General features: G+C 73.0%; 22 protein-coding genes and 1 riboswitch. Of the genes, 11 read left to right on the top strand and 11 right to left on the bottom strand.

Annotation, left to right across the window (positions count from 1 at the left end; all coding sequences use genetic code 11):
* Nucleotides 1-12 precede the first annotated feature (12 nt).
* From BLS95_RS36695 to BLS95_RS36675, 5 genes are read left to right on the top strand one after another with little or no spacing between them, the layout of a single operon-like run.
* Nucleotides 13-2,619, top strand: a complete 2,607-nt coding sequence (locus BLS95_RS36695) for a M14 family metallopeptidase (protein WP_090942460.1) — start codon at nucleotides 13-15, stop codon at nucleotides 2,617-2,619.
* 57 nt (nucleotides 2,620-2,676) lie between these two features.
* Nucleotides 2,677-3,435 carry an amino acid ABC transporter ATP-binding protein gene (locus BLS95_RS36690; protein WP_090942457.1) on the top strand — a complete coding sequence of 253 codons (759 nt, stop codon included), beginning with the start codon at nucleotides 2,677-2,679 and terminating at the stop codon, nucleotides 3,433-3,435.
* 46 nt (nucleotides 3,436-3,481) lie between these two features.
* The gene (locus tag BLS95_RS36685; RefSeq protein ID WP_090942454.1) at nucleotides 3,482-4,387 is read left to right on the top strand and encodes a transporter substrate-binding domain-containing protein; all 906 of its coding nucleotides are present in this window, start codon (nucleotides 3,482-3,484) and stop codon (nucleotides 4,385-4,387) included.
* A 37-nt stretch (nucleotides 4,388-4,424) separates the two neighbouring features.
* The gene (locus tag BLS95_RS36680; protein WP_090942451.1) at nucleotides 4,425-5,093 is read left to right on the top strand and encodes an amino acid ABC transporter permease; all 669 of its coding nucleotides are present in this window, start codon (nucleotides 4,425-4,427) and stop codon (nucleotides 5,091-5,093) included.
* Nucleotides 5,093-5,755, top strand: coding sequence for an amino acid ABC transporter permease (locus tag BLS95_RS36675; protein ID WP_090942448.1), 663 nt, complete (start codon nucleotides 5,093-5,095; stop codon nucleotides 5,753-5,755). Before BLS95_RS36680 ends, BLS95_RS36675 begins: the two co-directional genes overlap by 1 nt.
* Before the next feature lie 19 nt (nucleotides 5,756-5,774).
* Here the strand turns inward: BLS95_RS36675 and BLS95_RS36670 are convergent, their stop codons facing one another.
* The gene (locus BLS95_RS36670; RefSeq protein WP_090942446.1) at nucleotides 5,775-6,275 is read right to left on the bottom strand and encodes a MarR family winged helix-turn-helix transcriptional regulator; all 501 of its coding nucleotides are present in this window, start codon (nucleotides 6,273-6,275) and stop codon (nucleotides 5,775-5,777) included.
* 83 nt (nucleotides 6,276-6,358) lie between these two features.
* On the opposite strand from BLS95_RS36670, the gene BLS95_RS36665 reads away from it, so the two are divergent.
* Nucleotides 6,359-7,006 (top strand): FMN-dependent NADH-azoreductase, encoded by a 648-nt coding sequence (locus tag BLS95_RS36665; protein WP_090942443.1) that lies wholly within the window; start codon nucleotides 6,359-6,361, stop codon nucleotides 7,004-7,006.
* Between the two features lie 27 nt (nucleotides 7,007-7,033).
* Here BLS95_RS36665 and BLS95_RS36660 read toward each other — a convergent pair whose 3' ends face one another.
* From BLS95_RS36660 to cobF, 5 genes are all read right to left on the bottom strand, one after another.
* Nucleotides 7,034-7,870: an SAM-dependent methyltransferase gene (locus tag BLS95_RS36660; protein ID WP_090942440.1), complete on the bottom strand. Its 837-nt coding sequence runs from the start codon at nucleotides 7,868-7,870 to the stop codon at nucleotides 7,034-7,036.
* A 500-nt stretch (nucleotides 7,871-8,370) separates the two neighbouring features.
* Nucleotides 8,371-9,360, bottom strand: a complete 990-nt coding sequence (locus tag BLS95_RS36650; protein WP_090942435.1) for an NAD-dependent epimerase/dehydratase family protein — start codon at nucleotides 9,358-9,360, stop codon at nucleotides 8,371-8,373.
* Nucleotides 9,361-9,427: 67 nt separating this feature from the next.
* On the bottom strand, nucleotides 9,428-10,102 hold the full coding sequence (locus BLS95_RS36645; protein WP_176993576.1) for a glycosyltransferase family 2 protein: 675 nt from the start codon (nucleotides 10,100-10,102) through the stop codon (nucleotides 9,428-9,430).
* Between the two features lie 143 nt (nucleotides 10,103-10,245).
* Nucleotides 10,246-11,157 (bottom strand): DNA-3-methyladenine glycosylase family protein, encoded by a 912-nt coding sequence (locus tag BLS95_RS36640; protein ID WP_090942433.1) that lies wholly within the window; start codon nucleotides 11,155-11,157, stop codon nucleotides 10,246-10,248.
* An 87-nt stretch (nucleotides 11,158-11,244) separates the two neighbouring features.
* On the bottom strand, nucleotides 11,245-12,003 hold the full coding sequence (cobF, locus tag BLS95_RS36635) for a precorrin-6A synthase (deacetylating) (protein ID WP_090942430.1): 759 nt from the start codon (nucleotides 12,001-12,003) through the stop codon (nucleotides 11,245-11,247).
* A 63-nt stretch (nucleotides 12,004-12,066) separates the two neighbouring features.
* Between cobF and BLS95_RS36630 the strand changes: the two genes are divergently transcribed.
* The 4 genes from BLS95_RS36630 (at nucleotide 12,067) to BLS95_RS36615 (ending at nucleotide 15,347) form a co-directional block, all read left to right on the top strand.
* A complete protein-coding gene (locus BLS95_RS36630; RefSeq protein ID WP_090942427.1) occupies nucleotides 12,067-12,453 on the top strand; it encodes a pyridoxamine 5'-phosphate oxidase family protein in 387 nt (128 codons plus the stop codon).
* Entirely contained in the window at nucleotides 12,450-13,664 is a 1,215-nt protein-coding gene (gene cbiE / locus BLS95_RS36625) for a precorrin-6y C5,15-methyltransferase (decarboxylating) subunit CbiE (RefSeq protein ID WP_090942424.1), read from the top strand. Before BLS95_RS36630 ends, cbiE begins: the two co-directional genes overlap by 4 nt.
* Nucleotides 13,661-14,416, top strand: coding sequence for a precorrin-4 C(11)-methyltransferase (cobM, locus tag BLS95_RS36620; RefSeq protein ID WP_090942421.1), 756 nt, complete (start codon nucleotides 13,661-13,663; stop codon nucleotides 14,414-14,416). Before cbiE ends, cobM begins: the two co-directional genes overlap by 4 nt.
* Nucleotides 14,417-14,579: 163 nt before the next feature.
* Nucleotides 14,580-15,347 carry a cobalt-precorrin-6A reductase gene (locus BLS95_RS36615; RefSeq protein WP_090942419.1) on the top strand — a complete coding sequence of 256 codons (768 nt, stop codon included), beginning with the start codon at nucleotides 14,580-14,582 and terminating at the stop codon, nucleotides 15,345-15,347.
* Here BLS95_RS36615 and BLS95_RS36610 read toward each other — a convergent pair.
* The 3 genes from BLS95_RS36610 to cobG are packed head-to-tail and all read right to left on the bottom strand — an operon-like array spanning nucleotide 15,338 to nucleotide 18,827.
* On the bottom strand, nucleotides 15,338-16,816 hold the full coding sequence (locus tag BLS95_RS36610; RefSeq protein ID WP_090942574.1) for a precorrin-2 C(20)-methyltransferase: 1,479 nt from the start codon (nucleotides 16,814-16,816) through the stop codon (nucleotides 15,338-15,340). The genes BLS95_RS36615 and BLS95_RS36610 overlap by 10 nt on opposite strands.
* A 5-nt stretch (nucleotides 16,817-16,821) precedes the next feature.
* A complete protein-coding gene (locus tag BLS95_RS36605) occupies nucleotides 16,822-17,442 on the bottom strand; it encodes a precorrin-8X methylmutase (protein ID WP_090942417.1) in 621 nt (206 codons plus the stop codon).
* Nucleotides 17,439-18,827 carry a precorrin-3B synthase gene (gene cobG, locus BLS95_RS36600; RefSeq protein WP_245765497.1) on the bottom strand — a complete coding sequence of 463 codons (1,389 nt, stop codon included), beginning with the start codon at nucleotides 18,825-18,827 and terminating at the stop codon, nucleotides 17,439-17,441. Before cobG ends, BLS95_RS36605 begins: the two co-directional genes overlap by 4 nt.
* Nucleotides 18,828-18,855: 28 nt before the next feature.
* Nucleotides 18,856-19,043: riboswitch (cobalamin riboswitch) on the top strand.
* 35 nt (nucleotides 19,044-19,078) lie between these two features.
* On the opposite strand from cobG, the gene cobN reads away from it, so the two are divergent.
* On the top strand, nucleotides 19,079-22,774 hold the full coding sequence (gene cobN / locus BLS95_RS36595) for a cobaltochelatase subunit CobN (protein WP_090942414.1): 3,696 nt from the start codon (nucleotides 19,079-19,081) through the stop codon (nucleotides 22,772-22,774).
* On the opposite strand, the gene BLS95_RS36590 is transcribed toward cobN, so the two are convergent.
* Together BLS95_RS36590 and cobO are read right to left on the bottom strand one after the other, a co-directional pair.
* Nucleotides 22,729-24,207, bottom strand: a complete 1,479-nt coding sequence (locus tag BLS95_RS36590; protein WP_218136163.1) for a cobyrinic acid a,c-diamide synthase CobB — start codon at nucleotides 24,205-24,207, stop codon at nucleotides 22,729-22,731. The two genes, cobN and BLS95_RS36590, sit on opposite strands and share 46 nt — an antisense overlap.
* Nucleotides 24,204-24,806 carry a cob(I)yrinic acid a,c-diamide adenosyltransferase gene (cobO, locus tag BLS95_RS36585; protein WP_090942411.1) on the bottom strand — a complete coding sequence of 201 codons (603 nt, stop codon included), beginning with the start codon at nucleotides 24,804-24,806 and terminating at the stop codon, nucleotides 24,204-24,206. The genes BLS95_RS36590 and cobO overlap by 4 nt, the downstream gene beginning before the upstream one ends.
* Nucleotides 24,807-24,843 lie beyond the last annotated feature (37 nt).

The following is a 24,843-nucleotide window of genomic DNA, read 5'->3' as shown; positions in this document are numbered from 1 at the left end:
AGGAGGAGCGAGATGCGCGCATCTCTCCGGAAGCTCGCGATCTCCATCGTGGCCCTGGTCACCCTGGTCACGACCGCGGGAGCCGTCTCGACCCCGGGAGTGTCGGCGGCGGCCGGCATCCCCCGCCCGGACGACTATTTCGGCTTCCGCATCGGTTCCGATGGCAACCTGGCGACGTGGGACAAGATGGTGAGTTACTTCCAGCTTGTCGCCGGTGGCAGCGACCGCGTCACCTACGAGAAGGTCGGCGACACCACGTTAGGCAACCCCTACGTGATGCTCACCATCAGCTCCAAGAAGAACCTCGACAACCTCAACCGCCTGGTCGCGATCAACGCCCGCCTCGCGGATCCGCGGGGACTCTCCCCGGCCGAGGCGGAGCGGCTCGCGACGGAGGGCAAGCCCTTCTACTACATCCAGGCCGGCATCCACGCGACCGAGGTCGGCAACTCCCAGGCGATGATCGAGATCGCGCACCGCCTCGCGACCGACAATTCGCCGGCCATCAAGCGCTTACTCGACAACGTCGTCATCCTGCTCGTGCCGTCACAGAACCCGGACGGGCTCCGCCTGGTCAACGACTATTTCAAGGCCACGGCCGGGACGAACTACAACCGCACCTATCCCGACCTGTACCAGAAGTACACCGGCCACGACGACAACCGCGACTGGTTCATGTTCACCCAGGTCGAGAGCCGGCTGATGGTCTCGATCCAGAACAAGTATCACCCTCAGGTGTTCCAGGACGCGCACCAGGCGGGCACCGGGGCGCCGCGGATGTTCACGCCGCCGTTCCTGTCGCCGTCCGATCCGAACATCGACCCGATCACGGTCCAGCAGACGAACGCCCTGGGCATGGCCATGCAGCGCGGCATGACGGCCGCCGGGCTCAAGGGCGGCCAGTGGGGCACGACCTACGACTACTGGTCCCCGTCGCGGCAGTATCAGGTCTATCACGGCGCGGTCCGCATCCTGACGGAGGCCGCCAGCGTCTCGAACCTGGCCTACCCCTACACCAGGCCGACCCCGATCGGCGACCAGCAGGCCGACACCAACTTCATCGAGCCCTACGACCAGACGACGTGGACGTTGCGCCAGATCCTGGACTACACCTCCAACACCTTCTACACCGGCGTCCAGACGGTGGCCAGCGATCCCTCCACCTGGCTGTACAACTTCTACCTGGTCGGCCGGCGGGCGGTCACCAGGACCAGCCCGTACGCGTACGTCATCCCGGCGAACCAGCGTGACCCGCAGGCCGTGCGCGACGCCCTCGACATCCTGCACACGGGGGCGGTCGAGATCCGCCAGGCGAGCAAGCCGTTCACGGCGGGCGGCAAGGACTATCCCGCAGGCTCCTACGTGATCCAGCTGGCGCAGCCGTACGGCGGTTTCGCCAAGACCCTGCTGGAGGTGCAGCACTACCCGCAACTGGCCGAGTACCCGGGCGGGCCGCCGCAGGAGCCGTACGACGTGACCGCGCAGACCCTGCCGCTGCTGCTGGGGTTCACCGCGGACCTGGTCAAGGACCCGTTCCAGGCCGACACCACATTGCTGCGGCAGATCGCGCCCGCGCCGGTGACGTTCCCCGCGGCCCCGGCCCCTGGTGGCGCCTACGCCGTCGGCCCGGAGTCGTACGGTGTCTACCAGTTCGTGTCCGACTTGCAGCGGCAGGGCGTCCCGACGTTCCGCGCGGCACAGGAGTTCACCGACGGCGGACGGGACTACCCGGCGGGGACGTTCCTCATCCCGCCCACCGACCAGGCCCGCAAGGTCCTGCAGGCCCGGTCGGCGAGCACCGGGATCCCGGTCTCGACCGTCTCCCAGGTTCCCGGCGTCGCCGGCGTCCAGCTCAAGCCGGGCACCCGGATCGGGCTCTACAAGCCGGCCAACAACATCCCGTCGGGCTGGCTGATGTGGATGTTCGACCAGTACCGCGTGAACTACCAGGTCGTCACCGCACAGGACTACGAAGGCAAGCTGAGCGACAAGTACGACGCCATCGTGCTGCCCGACGGCGTCTCGAAGAGCAAGATCGTCAACGGCCTGAACGCGGACGCGTACCCCGCCGAGTGGAGCTGGGCGCACGGGGTGGGCGAGGCAGGCTGGCGGCAGCTGCGCGACTTCGTCGAGGACGGCGGCACGCTCGTCGCCTACGGCAGTGCGACGGGCACCGCGCAGAGCCTGCTCGACCTGCCCATCGAGCCGGTCCTGCCGACCGACGACGAGGTCTTCTACTCGCCGGGCTCCCTGCTCGCCCAGCAGATCGACGCCGACGATCCGGTGGGCTGGGGCATGACCGCCGACAACCCGGTCTGGTTCGAGAGCAACCAGGCCTACCGGATCACCGACCAGGAAAAGTACGACGCCAAGGTCGTCGGCAAGTACCCCGACAGCGGAGATCAGCTGCGGAGCGGCTGGCTCATCGGCGGCGAGCACCTCGACGGCGCGGCCAACAGCGTCGCGTTCCAGGTCGGGAAGGGCTACGTCGTGACGTTCGGCAGCGAGGCCGGGTACCGCACCTGGAACCGCGCCGAGCAGAAGATGGTGTTCAACTCCCTGTACTACGGGCCGTCGCGGCGGCTCGACGCCGACCAGTTCGCGCGGCTCGGCGGCTGACCCTCCGGGGTCCGCCGGGCGGACCCCGTTCCCCCAGTGATCTCAGGGAGTACGCCCATGACCGAACCGCCGGCCGCGGACCAGGACACCGTCATCGAGCTGCGCGGCGTCCGGAAATCCTTCGGCGAGCTGGAGATTCTCAAGGGAGTCGACCTCGCCGTGCGGCGCGGTGAGGTCGTCGTCATCATCGGTCCGTCCGGCGGCGGCAAGAGCACGCTGCTGAGATGCGTCAACCTGCTGGAACCCGTCACCGCCGGACAGGTTTTCCTGGAAGGGGAGGACCTCACGGGGCCGGGAGTGGACCTCAACCTGATCCGGCGCCGCATCGGCATGGTGTTCCAGCAGTTCAACCTGTTCCCGCACCTGACGGTGCTGGACAACCTCACCCTCGCGCCGCGCAGGCTGCTCGGGCTCGACCGGCGCGAGGCCGAACGACAGGCGAACGACCTGCTGTCGCGGGTCGGGCTGGCCGACAAGGTGGACGCCCACCCGCGACGCCTGTCCGGCGGCCAGCAGCAGCGCGTCGCGATAGCGCGGGCGCTGATGATGAGTCCGCACGTCATGCTGTTCGACGAGGTCACCTCCGCGCTCGACCCCGAGCTGGTGAGCGAGGTGCTGGATGTCATGCGCGACCTCGCGCGTTCGGGCATGACCATGCTCTGCGTCACGCACGAGATGGGCTTCGCCCGTGAGCTCGGCGACCGCCTGGTCTTCGTCGACGGCGGGGTGATCGCCGAACAGGGCCGTCCGGCCGACGTGCTGGACGACCCGCGGCATCCGCGCACCCGCCAGTTCCTCCACAAGGTTCTGAGATGACCCGGACGTCCGGGTGCCCGCCGCGCGCGGGCGAGAGGAGTACGTTGTGACAACGAAAGTCGCCGGCCTGCTGGCCGTCCTCGTGATGGCCGTGGCCGGCTGCGGTTCCGCCACCGGAGAGACCGCCGGGACCCAGGGCGCCGGCTCGGGCAAGCCGGTCGACGTCGGCGCCCCGCTACCGGCCGACGTGCGGGCCAAGGGGCGGCTCGCCGTCGGCGTGAAGTGCGACTACCCGCCGTTCGGCTTCATCGACGAGAGCGGAGCGGAGGCCGGGTTCGAGGTCGAGATCGCGCGACGGCTCGGCGAGTACGCCTTCGGCACCCCCGGCTCCGCGACGCTCACTTGCGTGACCGGGGCCAACCGGGTCCCCTACCTGACCACCAAGCGCATCGACCTCATCATCGCGACGATGAACTACACGCCGGAGCGGGCCGAGAGCGTCGACTTCTCCACCCCGTACTTCAACAGCGGCGTGAAGCTCCTGGTGCCCAAGGACTCGCCGATCACCTCGTTCGCCGACCTGGAGGGCAAGCCGGTGACCACCACGACCGGCTCCACGGCCAGCATCTGGCTGGCCCAGTGCGTGAAGAGCGCCAAGCAGGTGACCTTCGGACAGACGAGCGAGGCGTACTCGGCGATGCGGAGCAACCGCGCGGTGGCCTTCGCCCAGGACGACACGCTCCTCGCCGAGCTGGCCTCGAAGAACCCCGGCGTGAAGGTCGTGGGCGAGCAGAAGGCCGGCAGCCCCTGGGGGATGGGCGTCCGCAAGTCCGACGCGGCCATGCTCGCCTGGGTGAACGCCGCCATCGAGAAGATGCGGGCGGAGGACTCCTTCTGGACGGCGTTCCAGCGGACGGTCACCGACAAGGGCGTGCAGCAGCAGTTCGAGCAGTTCGTGCCGCGGCCCGGCGACAGCCTCGAATACCCGGCCGGGGAGATCATCCAGTGCTGACGTCGTGCGACCGGGCGGAACGGACCTCGTACCCGCGATGACCGTTCCCTTCGACCCCGCGTTCCTCCTGTCCAACCTCGGTCCGCTCGGCCAGGGCCTGGCCCGTACGCTCGGGATCAGCGCCATCGGCACCGCGGGCGCGCTCGCCGCCGGCGTGCTCCTCGGCGCGCTGAGCGCGCTGCGGGTCCCGGTCGTCCGGCAGCTGATCCGGGCCTACGTGGCGGTGTTCAGGAACACGCCGCTGCTGGTCCAGATCTTCTTCCTGTACTTCGCCCTGCCCGAGATCGGGATCGAGCTCGGCGCGTTCACCGTCGGCTGGCTCTCGCTCCTGCTGTGGGGCGGCGCCTACAACGCGGAGAACCTCCGGGCAGGCTACGAGGCCGTCGATCCGACGTACGTGGAGGCGTGCCGGGCCCTCGGGTTCTCCCGGCTCGCCGCCTTCCGCCGGGTCGTCCTGCCACTGGGCACCAGAACGGCGCTGCCCTCGGTGACCAACACCCTCATCTCCGTCTTCAAGAACTCGTCCTTCATGATCGCCATCGGTTATCCGGAGCTGACCGACGCCGCCGTCGATCTCGTCTCCGTGACGTTCCGCGCCTTCGAGGTGTTCATCGCCATCGGGGTGGTCTACCTGGCGCTGGTCTGGCTCCTCTCCCTCGCGGCCGGGCTGGTCGAACGGCGCTTCGCGATCCCAGGGGGGCACTGATGCCGTCCTGGGTGGCGCCGGTGGCCGGCTATTTGGCCGGAGGGCTGCTGACGACGCTCGCGCTCGCGGCCGTGAGCATCGTCGTGAGTGTGGTGCTGGGCACCGTACTGGGCGCGCTGCTCGTCCTGCCCAGCCGGGCCACGCGCCTGGCCGTACGCTGTTACGTCGAGATCTGGCGGGGCCTGCCGATCATCGTCACGCTCTTCTTCATCTTCTTCGTGCTGCCGGTCGTCGGCCTGCGGTTCGACACGTTCGTCGCGGCCGCGATCGGGCTGTGCCTGTGGGGCAGCTCCAACGTCGCGGAGGTGGTGCGGGGGGCCGTGCAGTCCGTGCCGCACGGCCAGGCGGACGCCGCCGCGGCGCTGGGCTTCCCGTGGCACGGGCGCATGCGCCACGTGGTCTTCCCGCAGGCGGTGCGGCGGGCGCTGCCACCGCTCGTCGGGCTGGTCGTCAACCTCACGCAGCAGACCTCGCTCGCCGCCGTCATCGGCGTGCTGGACCTGCTGCAGGCCGCGCAGCGCTCGATCGAACGGCTCACGCTCTCCAGCGGGGTCACCCACGCGGTGCCGATCCTCGGCGCGGTCCTCGTTGTGTACTTCGTCATCTGCCTGCCGCTCACGTCCCTGTCCCGGCGGCTGGAACGGTCGTTGCGACAGGGATGACGTGCGCCCCGCCTCCTGGTCAGCACTCGTCGGCGGATGCCGGCTCCTCTGACTCGGCGGCGGCAGCGGCGGCGCGGCACACGTCGGTGCCCGAGGTCGCCCGCTGGAGCAGGTGGTAGAGCTGCTCGCGCTGATCCTCGTCGAGCGCGCCGAGCACCTCGTCCTCCACGGCCGCCAGCTCGAACTCGGCCTTGGCCAGCCGCCGCAGCCCGGCGTCGGTGAGCTCGACGATGTGGCGGCGGCGGTCCTCGGGGGAGCGCCGGCGCTCGATCAGTTTCTCGGTCTCCAGGTCGTTGAGCAGCCCGACGACGTTGGTCCCGTCCATCTCCAGCGTGGCGGCGAGCGCCTGCTGCGTGATGCCGCCATGTTCGCGCAGCACCGTCAGGGCGATGAGATGGCGCGGCCGCAGGCCGAGGGGTGCCAGCACGGACTCGGCCCGCATGCGGATGCGCCGCGAGAGGTGGTCCAGCAGCGCGCCTGACCCATGGAGCGGCTGGTTGACCACAGGCAGGGAGGACACGGGAAAAAGTCTAGCCGAGTTGACGTTTTGTGCTCCAGCGCCAATGATTGGCGCTACACAAACGATTAGCGAAGGGTAGAGAGATGCCCCACCTGCTTCACATCGACTCGAGCATCCAGGGCGACAACTCCACCAGCCGCCGGCTCAGTGCCAGGGCCGCCGCCGTCTGGCGGGCCGCGCATCCCGGCGGCACGGTGACGTACCGGGATCTGGGTGCCGACCCCGTGCCGCACCTTGACGCGGCGGCCGGCCTGGCGCGGCTGATGCCGCCCGAGCAGCGCTCGGCGACCCAGGCCGAGTCGTGGGCGCTCACCGAGCGGTTGGTCGAGGAGGTGCGTGCGGCGGACACGATCGTGTTCGGGCTCCCGCTCTACAACTACGGAGCTCCCAGCAGCGTCAAGGCCTGGGTCGACCACATCATCGCCCCCGGCATCGCATTCGACCCCGAGACGCGGGAGGGGCTGCTCGGCGGGCGCGAGTTCATCGTGCTGGCCAGCCGGGGCGGCGGCTACGCCCCCGGCACGCCCCGCGAGAGCTGGGACCACGCCGAGCCGTGGCTGCCGCACGGCTTGTCCCCGGTGGGCCTGGAGCCGCGCTTCATCACGGCCGAGCTCACGCTGGCCAAGTCGCGGCCGGAGATGGCCGACCTGATCCCGCTGGCCAACGAGAGCCTCGCGGCCGCCGAGCGGGCGATCGACGACCTCTGGTCCCCGTCGCCCGCGCTGGTCTAGGCCCTCGGCGATCTACCGCGTGGCGGCTCAGGGGATGCGGGCCACGGCGCCGTAGTTGCCGGAGGAGCTGGGCTCGTCGCCGCAGGCGAGGTCGCGCTCGTCGGGATGCCACTCCGGGACCCACACCAGCCCGGGCGCCAGCAGGTCGAGGTCTGCCAGCAGGGCCTCGACCTCCTCCCGGGTGCGGATCGCGAGGTGGGGCAGCGTCATGGCGAGCATGTCACGGATGGCGGGCAGCAACTCCGTCGGGACGCCGTCGAACGTGGTGTGCAGCAGGGCGAGGAAGCTGCCCCTCGGCGCCGTGTGGCGCAGCCGCTTGATGACGTAGTGGGCGTACTCGTCGTCGTCGAGGCTGTGCGTCGACATCAGCAGGATGGCCACCGGCTCGGTCCAGTCGAGGAACGTCTGGACGACCGGGTCGCGGAGCATCTCGTCGATCTCGCGTATGTCACCGTCGATCACCCGGACCAGGTCGGTGAAGGGTTCGATGGTGGCCTGCGCCATGGTGACCACCATGGGGTTGCTCTCCACGTACGCCACCCGCAGCGCCGGGCTGGCCGAGGCCTGGCGTGCCACGTCGTGTAACCGCTGTCCGGCCGCGAGACCGCTGGGAATGCCGCTGCCCACGATCATGAATTGCTCGATACCCTCGTTGGCGGCAAGGTGGTGTATAACCCGGCTCATGAATTGCAGCACCGCACGGGCGGCGGTCGTCAGGGCGGGAGACACTTGATCGAAATGGCGCACCATGTCCTGGTCGGCGAGGAAGTTGTTCTTCCCGCCCGCCGCGGCGTCGAATATCCGCGTGATCCTGGCTTCCGTGGTGTTGAGCTTGGCCAGGTTTCGGACAGCCCGCTGGTGCATGAGCGTTGCCCCTTTCCCTCGCCGCCCACCGTCCCGCGGTAAGCGATCTTCGGACCTCACTCGATGACTCAGACCATATGTTCCAACAATTCCAGTTATTGACAATACGATAGACCGGTTATTTCGGGAAATGTTTGTTACCGGAATTGCCGTGCCAAAGGGGTGCGTGGGGATCAGGTGGTGACAATGCACCTGACGAAACTAGAGAGGTGGCGGTGAAGTAGCCGAAACGGGCAATCGGCGTGGGCAAACGTCCTCTGGGGCCTCCTGAGCCTCTGGGGGCACACAGGGTTCATCCGGCCGGCCGACGGGCCGGTGGCACTGTTCCGGCGACCGGCGGCGTGCGCGGCAGCGTCGCGGGCACCCATCCCGGGAAGCTGGAACCCCAGCTCCTCCTCGAAGGCCGCGAAGGGCACCAGGCGGGTGCGCAGGGACGGACTGCGGTGTCGCGGTCAGGCCGGTGGTGCTTGGGCGCGGTGTTGGGGTGGCTGGGTTCGGGGTTAGGCCAGTGGGGCGGTGGCGAACTCCTTCATGCCCTCGGCGAAGCCGATTCGGGCGCGGAAGCCGAGCTCGGCGGTGGCCCGGTGCGGGGCGGCCACGATGTGGCGGACGTCGCCGAGCCGGTGCTCTCCGGTGGTGACCGGTTCCGGGCCGCCCCGCTCGGCGGCCAGCGCCGCTGCCAGCTCGCCCACGGAGTGCGGCTCCCCGCTGGCGACGTTGTAGGCGGTCAGGGTGCCCGGCTCGCCGCCGGTGAGGGCGGCCACGTTCGCCTCGGCGACGTCACGTACGTGCACGAAGTCGCGCATCTGCCCGCCGTCCTCGAACACGCGCGGCGCCCGGCCCGCCTCCAGGGCCGACCGGAAGATCGCCGCGACGCCCGAGTACGGGGTGTCGCGTGGCATCCGGGGCCCGTACACGTTGTGGTAGCGCAGGGCGACGGCCGTGCCGCCGGTCTCGCGCGCCCAGTTGGCGGCCAGGTGCTCCTGGGCCAGCTTGGTGGTGGCGTAGGCGTTGCGCGGGTCCAGCGGCGCGTCCTCGCCGATGGTGGCGAAGACCAGGCTGCTCCCGCACCGGGGACAACAGGGCTCGAAGGACCCGCGGGCAAGGTCCGCGGGGGAGCGAGCACCGGGACGTACCCGGCCGTGCCGGGCGCAGTCGTAGGCGCCCTCGCCGTAGACCACCATCGAGGAGGCCAGCACCAGCCGCCCCACGCCGTGGGCCGCCATCGCGGCCAGCAGCACGGCTGTGCCGTACACGTTGACCGAGGCGTAGTCGGGCAGGTCGGCCACGTTCACGCCGAGCCCGACCTTGGCCGCCTGGTGAACGACCGCGCCGGTGCCCGGCAACAGCCGGCCGAGGAGCGCGGCGTCGCGTACGTCGGCGCCGTGGCGCAGGTCGAGTTTGGTCACCTCGTGGCCGTGCGCCTCCAGCGCGGCGGTCACGTGGCTTCCGATGAATCCGGCCGAGCCGGTCACCAGTACTTTCGTCATGGCGTCAGTGGGATCCGTCCTGGGTCGGGTGCCGGGGCCTCTGGGCAGGCCCACGTCGGGAGTGGGCTCACGGGCCGGGTCGGCGGAGAGGTTCGCGGGCGGCCATGACGCGGCGCATGTCGCCGATCGCCCGCAGCGTGCCGCGTACCGTGCCGGTCACCTTCGACCTGCCCTGGCGCGGCAGGTAGTCCACCTCGGTCTCATGGATGCGCCAGCCCGCCGCCGCGGCGCGCAGGACCATCTCCAGCGGGTAGCCGAAGCGCCGGTCGGCGAGCCTCAGCTCCAGCAGCGCGAGCCGCCCGCACGCCCGCATCGGCCCCAGATCGCGCAGCGGCGCACCGGTACGCCGGCGCAGCCGCCCGGCCAGTACGGCGTTGGCCACCCGGGCGTGCGCCGGCCACGACCCCGGCCGTGGCACACGGCGGCCGAGCACCAGGTCGGCCTCGCCCGCCAGGACGGGCCCGCACACGCGGGGCGCCTGCGCCGGGTCCAGGGACGCGTCAGCGTCCATGAAGCACACGACGTCCGAGGTGGCGGCCACCAGCCCGGCGTGGCAGGCGGCGCCGAACCCGGGCCGGACCTCGCTCACCACCTTCGCGCCCAGCCCGGCCGCGACCTCCGCGGAGCCGTCGACGGAGCCGTTGTCGACCACGATCGGGCGGAAGCCGTCCGGCATGCGTCCCAGCACCCACGGCAGGGCCGCCGCCTCGTTCAGGCAGGGCAGCACCACGTCGATCTCCATGCCGCCGACGCTAACGCGGCACCGTCCTCCGGGCGTCTTGCTCGGTCGCCGCCTTTCCGAGAAATGACCAGCTCAGGTCCACCACGAGAACGTGCGGGCGCACCCGGCAGCGCCTCGATGCCGCTGCCGATGAACGCCCCGGGTCAGCCGCCGGCACCGGCCGGTGTCCCGTCCCGATCGTCCATGACACCGTAGGAGGTGGCCCGGAACAGGAAGGAGGCCCAGGACCGGTAGGGCCGCCAGGTCTCGGCCAGCCTCCGGTAGGCGGCCGGGGGCGCGTCCTCCGGCAGCCCGTACGCCTCGCGCAGGATCGCGAACAGCCGCGGCTCGTCGCCCGGGAACGCGTCCGGCGCCCCCGCGCCCCGGATCAGGATGAGACCCGCGGAGAACGGCCCCACCCCGGGCAGGGCCCGCAGCTCGGCCAGGGCCTCCTCCGGGGCGAGCGAGCGCAGGTGCTCGGTGGTGAGCACGCCGTCCAGCGCCGCCCGGGCCAGCCCGCGCACCCACTCCTCCTTCTGCGCGGGCAGGCCGAGCCCGCCCGCGTCCACCAGGGTCACGGGCGGCGGGAAGGCCGCGTACGTCTGCCCGTCCACATCCACCTCCGCCCCGAACCGCGCCGCGATGCGCTGCTTGATCCGGGAGGCGATGAGCATCGAGGAGCGCTGCACGATCACCGCCCAGCAGGCCGCCTCCCACGGGCTCCAGAAGCACACCGGCCGCAGGCCGGGACGGAGCCGCTGCAGGTCGCCGAGGACCGGGTCGGCCGCGCCGAGCTTGGCGAAGCCGGCGCCGTCCACGTCGAGGGAGAGGATGCGCGCCACCTCGCCCCGGATGCCCGGCCCGGCGGCCCGCGTCGTGGCCACCGAGACCCCGCCCGGCGCGCCCGTCACGGTCACGCCGATCGGCCGCCAGTCGGACTCCGCGCAGTAGGCGAAGCGCAGCGCCCGCCCGTCGGACGGCAGCGCGCTGGTGGCGGGCCAGTCCTCGACGAAGCGCAACGAGGCCCCGAAGTCGAACGGGCCGTCGGCGGTGAGCGTGAATCCGTGCGTGGTCATGGCCGTATGGTAGGAGCCCGCACCGACACCCTGACGTGCCCGCACACCTGGGCGAGCGGCTCGGGCAAGTCGCCCACGTGCGCGGTCTCAGCGATCGGCGGGTGGTGTGCGGCGCAGCAGGTACGTGTCCATGATCCAGCCCTTGCGGGCGCGGGCCTCGGCGCGCAGTTCGCGGATGCGGTCGCCGACCTCGGCCACCGGCCCGGACACCAGGATCTCGTCCGGGGTGCCCAGGTAGGCGCCCCAGTGGATGTGGAAGTCGTCGAAGCCGGCGAACGAGCAGTGCGCGTCCAGCATGACCACCATGTCGTCGGCGGTGGCGCCCCGCTCGGCCAGGCGGCGGCCGGTGGTGAGGTGCACGGGCCGCCCGACCTGGGTGAGGCTGGTGCGGTGGCGGGCGGTGAGCGCGGCCACACTGCTGATGCCGGGGACGACCTCGTAGTCGAAGGTGACGTTCCCGCGCCGCAGGATCTCCTCGACGATGGCGAGCGTGCTGTCGTACACCCCCGGGTCGCCCCAGACCAGGAACGCGCCCGTCTGGCCGTCGCCCAGCTCCTCGCGGATGAGCGTCTCGCACGCGAGCGCGCGGCGCGAGCGCCAGTCGTCGACGGCGGCGGCGTAGGCGGGCGTGGTCCGGTCGCGCTCGGGGTCGCGCGCCTCGGCGATCCGGTACGGCTCGCGCCCGTGCTCGGCGATCAGGTCGAGCCTGAGCTGGACCAGATCCTGTTTGACCTCGCCCTTGTCGACGATGAAGAACACGTCGGCGGCGGCGATGGCCTTGACCGCCTGCAAGGTGAGATGGTCGGGATCCCCCGCGCCGATGCCGATGACGAGTAGCCGTTTCACCCGTAAGAGTGTGCCAGAGCGGGAGATATACGATATCGCTCGCAAATCACCCCGAGGAGGACCGTGAACCTGGTCGAGCAGGGCGAAGCATTCGCCGCCTTCTGGCAGGAGCGTCACCTGTGTACGCTCTCGACCGCACGTCCCGGCGGCCCGCCGCACGTCGTTCCGGTGGGGGCGACCCTGGACCTGGCCAGCGGCATCGCGCGGGTGATCACCTCGGGGACCTCGTACAAGGCGCGGCTCATCGGCCCGTCGGGCGCGCAGGTCGCGCTCTGCCAGGTGGACGGCCGCCGGTGGTCAACGCTGGAGGGCCGGGCCGTGCTGCGGGCCGAGCCCGAGCAGGTGGCCGACGCCGAGCACCGCTACGCCGCCCGCTACAAGCCGCCCCGGCCCAACCCGTCGCGGGTGGTGCTGGAGATCCTCGTAACCCGCGTGCTGGGTAACGTGTGATCACCGTCGTCGGCATCGGCGCGGACGGCTGGACCGGCCTGTCCGCCGAGGCCAGGCGGGCGCTGGAGGCGGCCGAGGTGCTCATGGGCGGCCCCAGGCAACTGGGCCTCGTGCCCGCGTCCGCGGCCGCCGCGGAGCGCGTGGCCTGGCCGTCGCCGCTGCTGCCCGCGCTGCCGGGACTCGTCGAGTCCCACGCCGGTCGGGAGGTGTGCGTACTGGCCAGCGGCGACCCGATGTTCCACGGCATCGGCGCCACGCTGGTGCGGCTGCTGGGCGCGGCGCGCGTCAGGGTGCTGCCGCACGTGTCGTCGTTGTCGCTGGCGTGCGCCCGGCTCGGCTGGCCGGTCGAGCAGGTGGACGTGATCAGCCTGGTCGGCCGCCCGCCCGCGGCCCTGAACGCCGCCGCCCTGCCCGGCCGCCGCCTCCTCGTGCTCGGCGCGGACCGCGACGCCCCGGCGCTGGTAGCCGCGTTACTGGCCGGGCACGGGTACGGGCCGAGCCCGATGACCGTCCTGTCCGACCTGGGCGCGCCGTCGGAGTCCGAGCAGCGGGGCAGCGCGGAGACCTGGACGGGAACCGCGGACTCCGGCCTGAACGTGATCGCCGTAGAATGCCGCCCCGCCCCAGGCACCGAGCCCCTGGCCAGGGTGCCCGGCCTGCCGGACACGGCGTTCGAGCACGACGGGCAGCTCACCAAGCGGGAGGTCCGCGCGGTCAGCCTGTCGCGGCTGGCCCCGCTGCCCGGCGAACTGCTGTGGGACGTGGGCGCGGGGGCGGGCAGCATCGCCGTCGAGTGGATGCGCAGCCACCCGTCGTGCGCGGCCGTGGCCGTCGAGAGCAGGCCCGACCGGGCCGCGGCCATCCGCCGCAACGCCGCCGCGCTCGGGGTGCCGTCGCTGCGGGTCGTCGAGGGCCGGGCACCGGCGGCGCTGGACGGGCTGCCCGCGCCGGACGCGGTGTTCGTCGGCGGCGGTGCGACCGTGCCAGGCCTGCTGGAACGGTGCTGGTCGGCGCTGCGGCCCGGCGGGCGGCTCGTGGTCAACGCCGTCACCCTGGAGTCGGAGGGCGTCGTCGGGCAGTGGTACGGCAGGCTCGGCGGCGACCTCGTACGGCTGGCGGTGCAGCGGGCCTCGCCCGTGGGCGGGTTCACCGGATGGCGGGCGGCGATGCCGGTGACCGTGTGGTCGGTCACCAGGAAGGACCTACCTTGACCGTGTACTTCATCGGGGCCGGACCCGGCGCCGCCGACCTGATCACGCTGCGCGGGCTGCGGCGGCTGGAGTCGTCGCCGGTGTGCCTGTACGCGGGGTCGCTGGTCCCGCGCGAGCTCCTGGACGCCTGCCCGGCCGGGGCCCGGCTGGTGGACACCGCCGACCTGACCCTCGACGAGATCGTGGCCGAGCTGGCCGCCGCCCACCGTGCGGGGCACGACGTGGCGCGGCTGCACTCGGGGGACCCGTCGGTGTTCAGCGCGGTGGCCGAGCAGATGCGGCGGCTGGACGGGCTCGGCGTGCCGTACGAGGTGGTGCCGGGCGTTCCCGCGTTCGCGGCGGCGGCGGCCGCGCTGGGACGGGAGCTGACCGTGCCCGGCGTGGGGCAGACGGTCATCCTGACCCGCACCTCCGCCCGGGCCACCCCGATGCCGCCGGGCGAGGACCTGACCACCCTCGGCGCCGGGCGCGCCACGATGGTGCTGCACCTGGCCGTACAGCGGATCGACGCGGTGGTCGCCGAGTTGCTGCCCTCCTACGGGCCCGACTGTCCGGTCGCGGTGGTGGCACGGGCCAGCCGGGCCGACGAGGTGATCCTGCGCGGCACGCTCGCCGGCATCGCCGACCAGGTCCACGCGGCCGGGATCCGGCGGACGGCGGTGATCGTCGTCGGGCGGGTGCTGTCGGCGACGGAGTTCCCCGACAGCCACCTCTACAGCGCGGCCAGGGAACGGGCATGCGACGGGTCCTGACGCCGGATGCCGCCGCTGCGGGTGCCCTCACGAGGCGGGCCCTGGTTTCGGGTGGCGGTATGAGGCGGGCGTTGGGTTGGGGCGGCGGCATGAGGCGGGTCCTGGTTTCGGGTGGCGGCATGAGGCGGGCGTTGGGTTGGGGCGGCGCGGGCGGGGTGGGGCGATGCGGCGGGTGCTGATTCTGGGGGGCACCGCCGAGGCGCGGGGGCTGGCCGGGGAGTTGGCGGCCGATCCGGGGTTGTGGGTGGTGTCCTCGCTGGCCGGGCGGGTCACGAACCCGCGGCTGCCGGCCGGTGAGGTGCGGGAGGGCGGGTTCGGCGGGGCCGCGGGGCTGGCCGCCTTCCTGGCCGAGGAGCGCATCGACGTGCTGGTCGACGCCACGCACCCGTTCGCGGAGCGGATGACGGCCTCGGCGGCCGCGGCCTCCTCGGCGACGGGGGTGCCGCTGCTGGTCCTGCGCCGCCCCGGGTGGACCGAGGAGCCCGGAGACGCCTGGTCGCGGGTCGGCTCGTTGCCGGCCGCCGCCGACCTGCTGGCGACGGGCGACTGGCGGCGGCCCACCCCCCGGGACGAGGGGCGGGCACGGGTGTTCCTCACCACGGGGCGCAGGAGCCTGGCGCTGTTCGCCTCGGTGCCCGGGGTGTGGTTGCTGGCCAGGTCCGTGGACCCGCCCGAGCCGCCCGTGCCCCCGAACGTGCACGTCCTGCTGGACCGCGGGCCGTACACCGTCGAGGGCGAGCGGGCCCTCATCCGCGAGCACCGCCTGGACGTGCTGGTCACCAAGGACAGCGGCGGCCCGATGACCACGGCCAAGCTGGCCGCCGCCCGTCAGCTCGGACTACCGGTGATCATGGTGAACCGGCCGCCGCTGCCCGCCGGCGTGCGGCTGGCGGACACCGTGGCAGCGGCGGTGGACTGGGTTCACGGGTAGCGGCGCGGGGTGTAGACGACGCCGCGGTCGGTGACCCGGGTGGTGGAGGAACCGACGATCAGCAGGCAGCGCATGTCCACCCCGGCGGGGTCGAGCTCGCCGAGCGTGGTGACGGTGACGCTCTCCTCCGGCCCGCCGACGTCGCGGCCGACCACCACCGGGGTGGCCGGGTCGCGGTGTTCCAGCAGCACGTCACGGGCGGCGGCGAGCTGCCAGGTACGGCTGCGCGAGGCCGGGTTGTACAGCGCCAAGACCAGGTCAGCCCGAGCCGCGGCGGCCAGCCGATCGGCCACCACCTCCCACGGCTTGAGCAGGTCCGACAGCGACAACACGCAGTAGTCGTGGCCCAGCGGCGCGCCGACCCGGCTGGCCACCGCCTGCGCCGCGGTCAGCCCGGGAACGATCCGCACCGGCACGCCGGGGAAGTCGGCCGCCACCTCCAGCACGGCGCTGGCCATGGCGAACACCCCCGGATCCCCGGACGACACCACCGCCACCCGCGCCCCCTCGCGGGCCAGCTCCAGCGCGTGCCTGGCGCGCTCGGCCTCCACCCGGTTGTCGGTACGGTGGCGGCGCTGGCGCGGGTTGGGCGCCACCCGGTCCACGTACGGGCCGTACCCGACCAGGTCGGTGGCCGCCGACAGCGCCTCCTGCGCCTCCGGCGTGAGCCACGGCCGCCCGGCCGGGCCCAGCCCCACCACCACGACCTCCCCACCGCCGGCCCGGGGCTGGGGATCGGGCACGAACGTGCGCTCGGCCGGGCTGGCGAGCAGGGCCAGCGAGAAGTACGGCACGCCGTCCGGGTCCACGTCCTTGAGCGGCTGCATCCGCTCGGCGTTCATCGTGGCCCGCTCGACGTACCAGGCGTCCTCCAGCCGTCCGGCCTCGGCGAGCGCGTCCCGTACCTTCGTGAACGTCCTGCCGAGCTTGAGCACCGCGGCCGAGTCGGTGCCGCGCAGCCGCTCGGCCAGCTCCTCGGCGGGCAGCGTGCCCGGCAGCACGGTGAGCACCTCGTCCCGCTCCACCAGGGGCCGCCCCAGCACGGCGGAGGCGGCGCTGACCGAGGTCACGCCGGGGACCACCTCGGTGGGATAGCGGTGGGCGAGCCGCTTGTGCATGTGCATGTACGAGCCGTAGAACAGCGGGTCGCCCTCGGCCAGTACGACCACGGTCCGGCCCGCGTCCAGATGGGCGGCCAGCCGTTCCGCGCAGTCGGCGTAGAAGTCGTCGAGCGCTCCCTGGTAGCCGCCGGGGTGGTCGGTGGTCTCCGTGGTCAGCGGGTACAGCAGCAGCTCCTCGACCTGCCCCTCCCGCATGTACGGCAGCGCGATCGAGCGGGCGATGCTGCGGCCGTGCCGCGCGGCGTGGTAGGCGATCACGTCCGCCTCGCCGATCAGCCGGGCCGCCTTGACCGTGACCAGCTCCGGGTCGCCTGGGCCGAGACCGACCCCGTACAACCGTCCCGTCATCGCCATCACTCCGCCTCGCTCGCGATGGCGTTGACCGCCGCCGCCGTCATCGCACTGCCGCCGCGACGGCCGTGCACCACCAGGTACGCAAGATCGCTGTCCGCCAGGGCACGCTTGGACTCGGCCGCCCCGATGAAGCCCACCGGGATGCCGAGCACCGCCGCAGGCCGGCCCGCGCCTTCGGCGACCAGTTCGAGCAGCCGGAACAGGGCGGTGGGCGCGTTGCCGATCGCCACCACCGCGCCGTCCAGGCGGTCGCGCCACAGCTCCAGCGCGGCGGCACTGCGGGTGGTGCCGAGCCGTTCTGCCAGCGCCGGCACCTCGGGGTCGCCCAGGGTGCACAGCACCTCGTTGTCCGCGGGCAGCCTGCGCCTGGTCACGCCGGAGGCGACCATCATGGCGTCGCACAGCACGGGCGCGCCCCGGCGCAGCGCCTCGCGGGCCCGGGTGACCACCCCCGGCGACCAGTCCAGGTCGGCGACGAGGTCGGTCATGCCGCAGGCGTGAATCATCCGCACCGCCACCTGGGCCACCTCGGGAGGCATCCCGGTGAGGTCCGTCTCGGAGCGGATGGTCGCGAACGAGCGCCGGTAGATCTCGGCCCCGTCGCGGAGGTAGTCGGTCACTGAAGCCTTTCTTGGGTGGCAATCGGGTGTTGGCCGCCGTCTCTGCCGGCGGTGGTCGTCCGGCGGTAGCCGTCCCCGGTGGCGGTCAGCTGCACGACCCGGCCGCGTGGCAGGCCGCACCGCCGTTCGCAGCCGGCCCAGTGCACGGGGTCCGGCGCGGGACCGTCCAGCTCCGCCACCCACCGCCGTGCGTCCTGCTGTACGTCGGCCCGCGCCTTGGCGCATCCGGGACGCCCGGTGCAGGCGCTCACGCCGACCCAGGGTGAGGCCGGATCGGTCACCAGCCCGGCTTCCGCCAGCGTGCGCTCGGCCCGCCCTGCCGCTTCGGGGGAGAGGTCGAGGAACATGACCGTCCGCCAGGGCGTCAACCGCACGGGCACGTCGGTGGCCGGGTCGCTCACCCGGCCGGCGGCACGCTCCTGCGCGGCGCACTCGCCATCTGTGCCGCTCGCGACGGTGGCGAGTGCGCGTGCCTGGGCGGCGGACAACCGTCCCAGCGGTGCCACCACCTCCAGCGCCACGCGACCGTCGCGCTGGCCGATGCGCCCCGCGTGCTGAGGCGGCGAGGGCCCGGGGGAGATCGGGGGGCCGGAGGTGGGGTCGGCGGTGGGGTCGGCGGTGGTGAGGCGGGCGGTGATTCGGGCGGGTCCGTCCGTCAGTTCCTCGATCCGCCACGCGGCCCGCTCGCCGGGCGTGGCCTCCCGCTCGTCGAGGAACGCCGCGGCGGCGGCGACCATCACCTGGACCGCCACCTCCGCCCGCACCACGATCCCGGCATCGGCGCCCGCCAGCAGCAGCCGCCCCACCGCCCCGCCATCCCCCGGACCGCCGGCTGTCCCCTCCGGACGGGCCACCGGCGTCTCGGGCGCGCTCGGGACGAAAGTGACGTCGGCTCCGAGCCCCGGCATGTCCCCCGTTCCGTCGTCCACCGCGAACAGGAACCGTCCCGGCAGCCCCGCCAGGCGGGGCAGCGCGCACAGCGCCCGGTCCAGCGCCGCCACCAAGGGGGCGGGGTCCAGCAGGCCAGCAGGGCCGCGTCCGCCCAGCGGCGAGGCGACGATGTTGCGGACCCGTTCGTGCGCCGCCGACGGGAGCAGCCCCGCGGCGGCGATCCGCCCGGCGAAGGCGGCGGGCGAGCGCAGGGCCCGCACCTGCACGTTGGCCCGGGAAGTGAGCTCGATCACGCCCCCGCCCAGCTCCTCCGCGCACGCGGCCAGCTCGCGGAGCTGCGCGGGAGAGATCGCGCCCCCGGGCAGGCGGACCCGGGCCAGCGGGCCGTCGGCGGCCTCGTGCACCTGCAGCGCACCCGGACAGGCGTCGGGACGCGCACGCCCGGAAGAGCCGGCTCCCGAACCGTCAGCTCCAGAAATGTCTGCTATGGACACGAAGAGGATGGTAACGCCACTTCTGCGGCAGGTCGCTCCTGCCGTAGGCTCCTCGGTAGACGATGGCAAAGGGAGGAAGCCGGTGCGAAACCGGCGCGGTCCCGCCACTGTGACCGGGGAGCGAACCCCACCACAGGCCACTGCCCGGAAACGGGTGGGAAGGCCGGGGTGAGTGCCGATCCGGGAGCCAGGAGACTCCTGCCGTCGTGTCACCCGCGACCGGGGCGAGGACCCCGAGGGAGGAATGTGTCGTGCCTGGCGACAGCCGTACCGTCCTGCTGCTCTCGACATCGGACACCGACCTGCTGAGCGCCCGCGCGAGCGGCGCCGCCTACCGGCCGGGCAACCCCGCCAGGGTCGGCGTCGACGACCTGCCCGCCCTGCTGGAGGGCGTCGACCTGGTCGTGGTACGCCTGCTGGGCGGGCGGCGCGCCTGGGAGGAGGGGCTCGACGCGCTGCTGGCGGGGCCGCGCCCGGTGGTGGTGCTGGGCGGGGAGCAGGCCCCGGACGCCGAGCTGATGGAGCTGTCCACCGTCAGCGCCGGAGTCTGCGCGGAGGCCCACGCCTACCTCGCCCACGGCGGGCCCGCCAACCTGGCCGAGCTGCACGCGTTCCTGTCCGACACCGTCCTGCTGACCGGGCACGGGTTCGCGCCGCCCGCGCCGGCCCCCGCCTGGGGGCGGCTGGAGCGTACGGCGAGGTCGCACGGCGGTCCCGTGATCGGCGTCCTGTACTACCGCGCGCACCACATGGCGGGCAACACCGGGTTCGTCGAGACGCTCTGCGCCGCCGTCGAGGACGCGGGCGGGCAGGCGCTGCCCATCTACTGCTCGTCCCTGCGCACCGCCGAGCCCGAGCTGCTCGACACCCTGCGCGCCGCCGACGCGCTGGTGGTCACGGTGCTGGCGGCGGGCGGCTCGCGCCCGGCCACCGCGGGCGCGGGCGGCGACGACGAGGCGTGGGACGTGGGCGCCCTGGCCTCCCTGGACGTGCCCATCCTGCAGGGACTCTGCCTGACCACCTCGCGGCAGGCATGGGAGGAGAACGACGACGGCCTGTCGCCGCTGGACGCCGCCTCCCAGGTGGCGATCCCCGAGTTCGACGGGCGGATCATCACCGTGCCGTTCTCGTTCAAGGAGATCGACGAGGACGGGCTGACCGTCTACGTGGCCGACGCCGAGCGGGCCGCGCGGGTGGCGGGCATCGCCGTACGGCACGGCCTGCTGCGGCACACCCCGCCCGCCGAGCGGCGGCTGGTGGTGATGCTGTCGGCGTACCCGACCAAGCACTCCCGGGTCGGCAACGCGGTCGGGCTGGACACCCCGGCCAGCATCGTACGGCTGCTGGCCCGGCTCGCCGAAGCGGGCTACGACCTGGGCGACGGCTTCCCCGGGGTGGCCGAGCAGGACGGCGACGCGCTCATCCACGCGCTGATCGCCGCCGGCGGGCAGGACCAGGACTGGCTGACCGAGGAGCACCTCGCGGGCAACCCGGTACGCATCTCCGCCGCCTCCTACGAACGCTGGTACCGCACGCTGCCCCAGGAGCTGCGTACCGCGATGGAACGGCACTGGGGGCCGCCGCCCGGCGAGCTGTTCGTGCACGAGGGGGACATCGTGCTGGCCGCCCTGCGCGCCGGGAACCTGGTGGTGATGGTGCAGCCGCCGCGCGGTTTCGGCGAGAACCCGATCGCCATCTACCACGACCCCGACCTGCCCCCCAGCCACCACTACCTGGCCGCCTACCGCTGGCTGTCGGCCGAGTTCGGCGCGCACGCGATGGTGCATGTGGGCAAGCACGGCAACCTGGAGTGGCTGCCGGGCAAGTCGGCGGGCATGTCGGCGGCGTGCGGCACCGACGCGGCCATCGGTGACCTGCCGCTGGTCTACCCGTTCCTGGTCAACGACCCGGGAGAGGGCACGCAGGCCAAGCGGCGGGCGCACGCGGTGCTGGTGGACCACATGGTGCCGCCGATGGCGCGGGCGGAGACGTACGGTGACATCGCCCGGCTGGAACAGCTCCTGGACGAGCACGCCACCATCGCCGCCATGGACCCGGCCAAGCTGCCCGCCATCAGGGCGCAGATCTGGACGCTGATCCAGGCGGCCCGGCTCGACCACGACCTCGGGTTGGCGGACCGGCCGCACGACAGCGAGTTCGACGACTTCATCCTGCACGTGGACGGCTGGTTGTGCGAGGTGAAGGACGCGCAGATCCGCGACGGCCTGCACGTGCTCGGCCAGGAGCCGGTCGGCCAGGTCCGGGTGGACCTCGTGCTGGCGATGTTGCGGGCCCGGCAGATGTGGTCGGGCCGGGAGACGCTGCCCGGCCTGCGCGAAGCCCTCGGCCTGGCCGAGGACGGCACGGCGGGCCTGGGTGACGTCGACCGGGCGGAGACCGTGGCCCGCGCCCTGGTGACGGCCATGGAGGAGCGCGACTGGGCACCGGAGGCGGCGCCCGAGGTCACCCGCGCCGTACTGCTCGCCGACGGCGGGGCGCCCGAGGTCACCCGCGCCGTGCTGCTCGCCGACAGTGGGACGGCCCAGGTCACCCCTGCCGTGCTGCCGGTCGGTGGCGGGGCGGTCGCTGAGGAGCGGGTGGAGCTCGTCACGCGGGTGCTCGCCTTCGCCGCCACGGAGATGGTCCCCCGGCTGGCCCGCACCACCGACGAAATCGACCACCTGCTGCACGCCCTGGACGGCGGGTACGTGCCGGCCGGGCCGAGCGGGTCGCCCCTGCGCGGACTGGTCAACGTGCTGCCGACCGGCCGCAACTTCTACTCCGTCGACCCCAGGGCGGTGCCCAGCCGGCTGGCCTGGGAGACCGGCCAGGCCATGGCGGAGTCACTGCTGGAGCGCTACCGCGCCGACACGGGCGAGTGGCCGCGTTCGGTGGGCCTGTCGGTCTGGGGCACCAGCGCGATGCGCACGGCGGGCGACGACGTGGCCGAGGTGCTGGCCCTGCTCGGCGTACGGCCCGAGTGGGACGAGGCCTCGCGCCGGGTCACCAGCCTGGAGCCGATCCCGCTCGCCGAGCTCGGCCGGCCCAGGATCGACGTGACGGTCCGCATCAGCGGCTTCTTCCGCGACGCATTCCCGCACGTGGTGAGCCTGCTCGACGACGCCGTACGGCTGGTCGCCGGGCTGGACGAGCCCGCCGAGGACAACTACGTACGCGCCCACGTCGCCGAGACCGGCGGGGACGACCGCCGGGCCACGATGCGGATCTTCGGCTCCGCGCCCGGCGCGTACGGGGCGGGCCTGCTCCCGCTGATCGACAGCCGCAACTGGCGCGACGACGCCGACCTGGCCGAGGTGTACGCGGTGTGGGGCGGCTTCGCCTACGGCCGCGACCTCGACGGCGTCGCCGCCCGCCCGCAGATGGAGGACGCCTACCGCAGGATCGCCGTGGCCGCCAAGAACGTCGACACCCGCGAGCACGACATCGCCGACTCCGACGACTACTTCCAGTACCACGGCGGCATGATCGCCACCGTCCGCGCGCTCACCGGCCGGGCCCCGGCCGCCTACGTCGGTGACAGCACCCGCCCGGACGCGGTCCGCACCCGTACGCTGTCGGAGGAGACCGCGCGGATCTTCCGCGCCCGCGTGGTCAACCCGCGCTGGCTGGCGGCGATGCGGCGGCACGGCTACAAGGGCGCCTTCGAGCTGGCCGCCACCGTCGACTACCTGTTCGGCTACGACGCGACCACCGGCGTGGTGGCGGACTGGATGTACGACAAGCTCACCGAGACGTACGTGCTGGACCCGGAGAACCAGGAGTTCATGGCGCGGTCGAATCCGTGGGCCCTGCACGGCATCGCCGAACGCCTCCTGGAGGCCGCCGAGCGCGGCATGTGGGAGCACCCCGACCCTGACCTCCTGCGCGGCCTGCAGGAGGTCTACCTCAAGACGGAGGGCGACCTGGAGGACGACACCAGCCGCTGAGCCAGGCCGGGACTCCCGGCCCAGTGCAGATGCAGGTAGGACGCGGTGAGCAGGGCGTCGCCGTACCCGTCGGCGCCGCCCGGCCAGCCGAACAGGGGCCCGTCGGCGTGGTCCACGGCGGTGCGGTGGAACTCGTGCGCGTGGAATCGCTCGCCCACCCTGGTCAGCGGGGAACGCCTGAGCGCGACCGCGTCCCGGTAGCCGAGCGTGAGCCGGGGCGTCATCCGCGCCCGGCCGGGCACCCGCCCGCACATGCGCTGCCCGTCGAGCTCCTCGCAGAGGTAGAGCAGCCCGGCGCACTCGGCCGCGATCGGACCGCCGAAGGCGGCCACCTGTTCGCGCAGGGGCTCGTTGGCGGCCAGCTCGGCCGCGTACAGCTCGGGGAAGCCGCCGCCGATGACGAGTGCGGCGGCGCGCTCGGGCAGCCGCTCGTCACGCAGCGGGTCGAAGACGGCGATCTCGGCCCCGGCCGCGCGCAGCAGCTCCACGTGCTCGGCGTAACCAAAGGTGAACGCCGCCCCACCGGCCACCGCCACGGTCACACCACCGCCCGCCCGTGCTCCGCCCGCCGCCATGTCGGGTGCGCCGCCCGCCCGTGCTCCGGCTGCCGCGTCCGACGTGCCGCCCGCGCGTTCTCCGGCGGTCCTGGCCGTCGCACTGCCCGGGACTTCCTTGAGGGCCGTCGCCGAGTTGAGGGCTGTCGCCGGGTCCCAGGCGGGGCCGGTGAGCGGCGGGGCGGAGGCGGCCAGGCGTACCAGGCCGTCGAGGTCGCAGGAGCGCGCCACCAGGGCGCCGAGCCGCTCCACGGCCCGCACCGCCGCGGACTCCCGCTCGGCGGCGGGCACCAGCCCCAGATGCCGGGACGGGACGGAGACCGCGTCGTCGCGGCGGATCGCGCCGAGCACGGGCACGCCCGCCGCCGCCAGCGCCGCCCGGCACAACTCCTCGTGCCGATCGGAACCCACCCGGTTGAGCACCACCCCGCCCACCCGCACCCGCGGATCGAACGTGGCGAACCCGTGCACCACGGCCGCCACCGACGCGCTCTGCCGCGCCGCGTCCACGACCAGCACCACCGGCGCGTCCAGCAGCTTGGCGACGTGCGCGGTGGAGGCGAAGCCCGTCTCCCCGGGATCCGTCTCCGCCTTGCCGTCGAACAGGCCCATCACGCCCTCGACCACCGCCACGTCGCACCCGGCCGCCCCGTGCAGGAACAGCGGGCCGACGAGTTCCTCGCCCACGAGCCACGGGTCGAGGTTGCGCCCCGGGCGTCCGGCGGCCAGCGCGTGGTAGCCGGGGTCGATGTAGTCGGGCCCGACCTTGTGCGGCGAGACCGCCAGCCCGCGCGCCCGCAGCGCCGCCATCAGGCCGGTCGCCACCGTCGTCTTGCCGCTGCCCGACGACGGCGCCGCGATGACGAGCCGGGGTATCACCACTCGATACCCTTCTGCCCCTTCTGCCCGGCGTCCAGGGGATGGCGTACCTTACCCATCTCCGTCACCAGATCGGCCACCTCGACCAGCCGCTCGGGCGCGTCCCTGCCGGTGACCACCACGTGCTGGTTCCCCGGCCGGGACGTGAGCGCCGCCAGCACGTCGTCCAGGTCCAGCCACCCCCACTTCAGCGGGTACGTGAACTCGTCCAGCACGTAGAACCGGTACGTCTCGGCCGCCAGGTCGCGCTTGATCTGCTCCCACCCCTCGCGGGCGTCGGCCGCGTGATCCTCCTCGGTGCCGGGCCGCTGGATCCACGACCAGCCCTCGCCCATCTTGTGCCAGGCCACCGAGCCGCCCTCGCCCGTCGCGCCGAGCAGCTTGAGCGCCCGCTCCTCGCCGACCCGCCACTTGGCCGACTTCACGAACTGGAACACGCCCACCGGCCAGCCCTGGTTCCAGGCCCGCAACGCCATCCCGAAGGCGGCCGTCGACTTGCCCTTGCCGGGGCCGGTGTGCACCATCAGCAGCGGCCTGGTACGCCGCTGCCGGGTGGTGAGGCCGTCGTCGGGCACGACGGCGGGTTTTCCCTGCGGCATGGTCAGATCGCCTTCCTGTCGTCGTACGGAAAGAGCC

The sequence above is a fragment of the Nonomuraea jiangxiensis genome, assembly GCF_900099965.1.
Lineage (GTDB): Bacteria > Actinomycetota > Actinomycetes > Streptosporangiales > Streptosporangiaceae > Nonomuraea > Nonomuraea jiangxiensis.
Note: the sequence above shows the minus strand (reverse complement) of the source record. Positions and strands in the feature narration are given on the sequence as shown.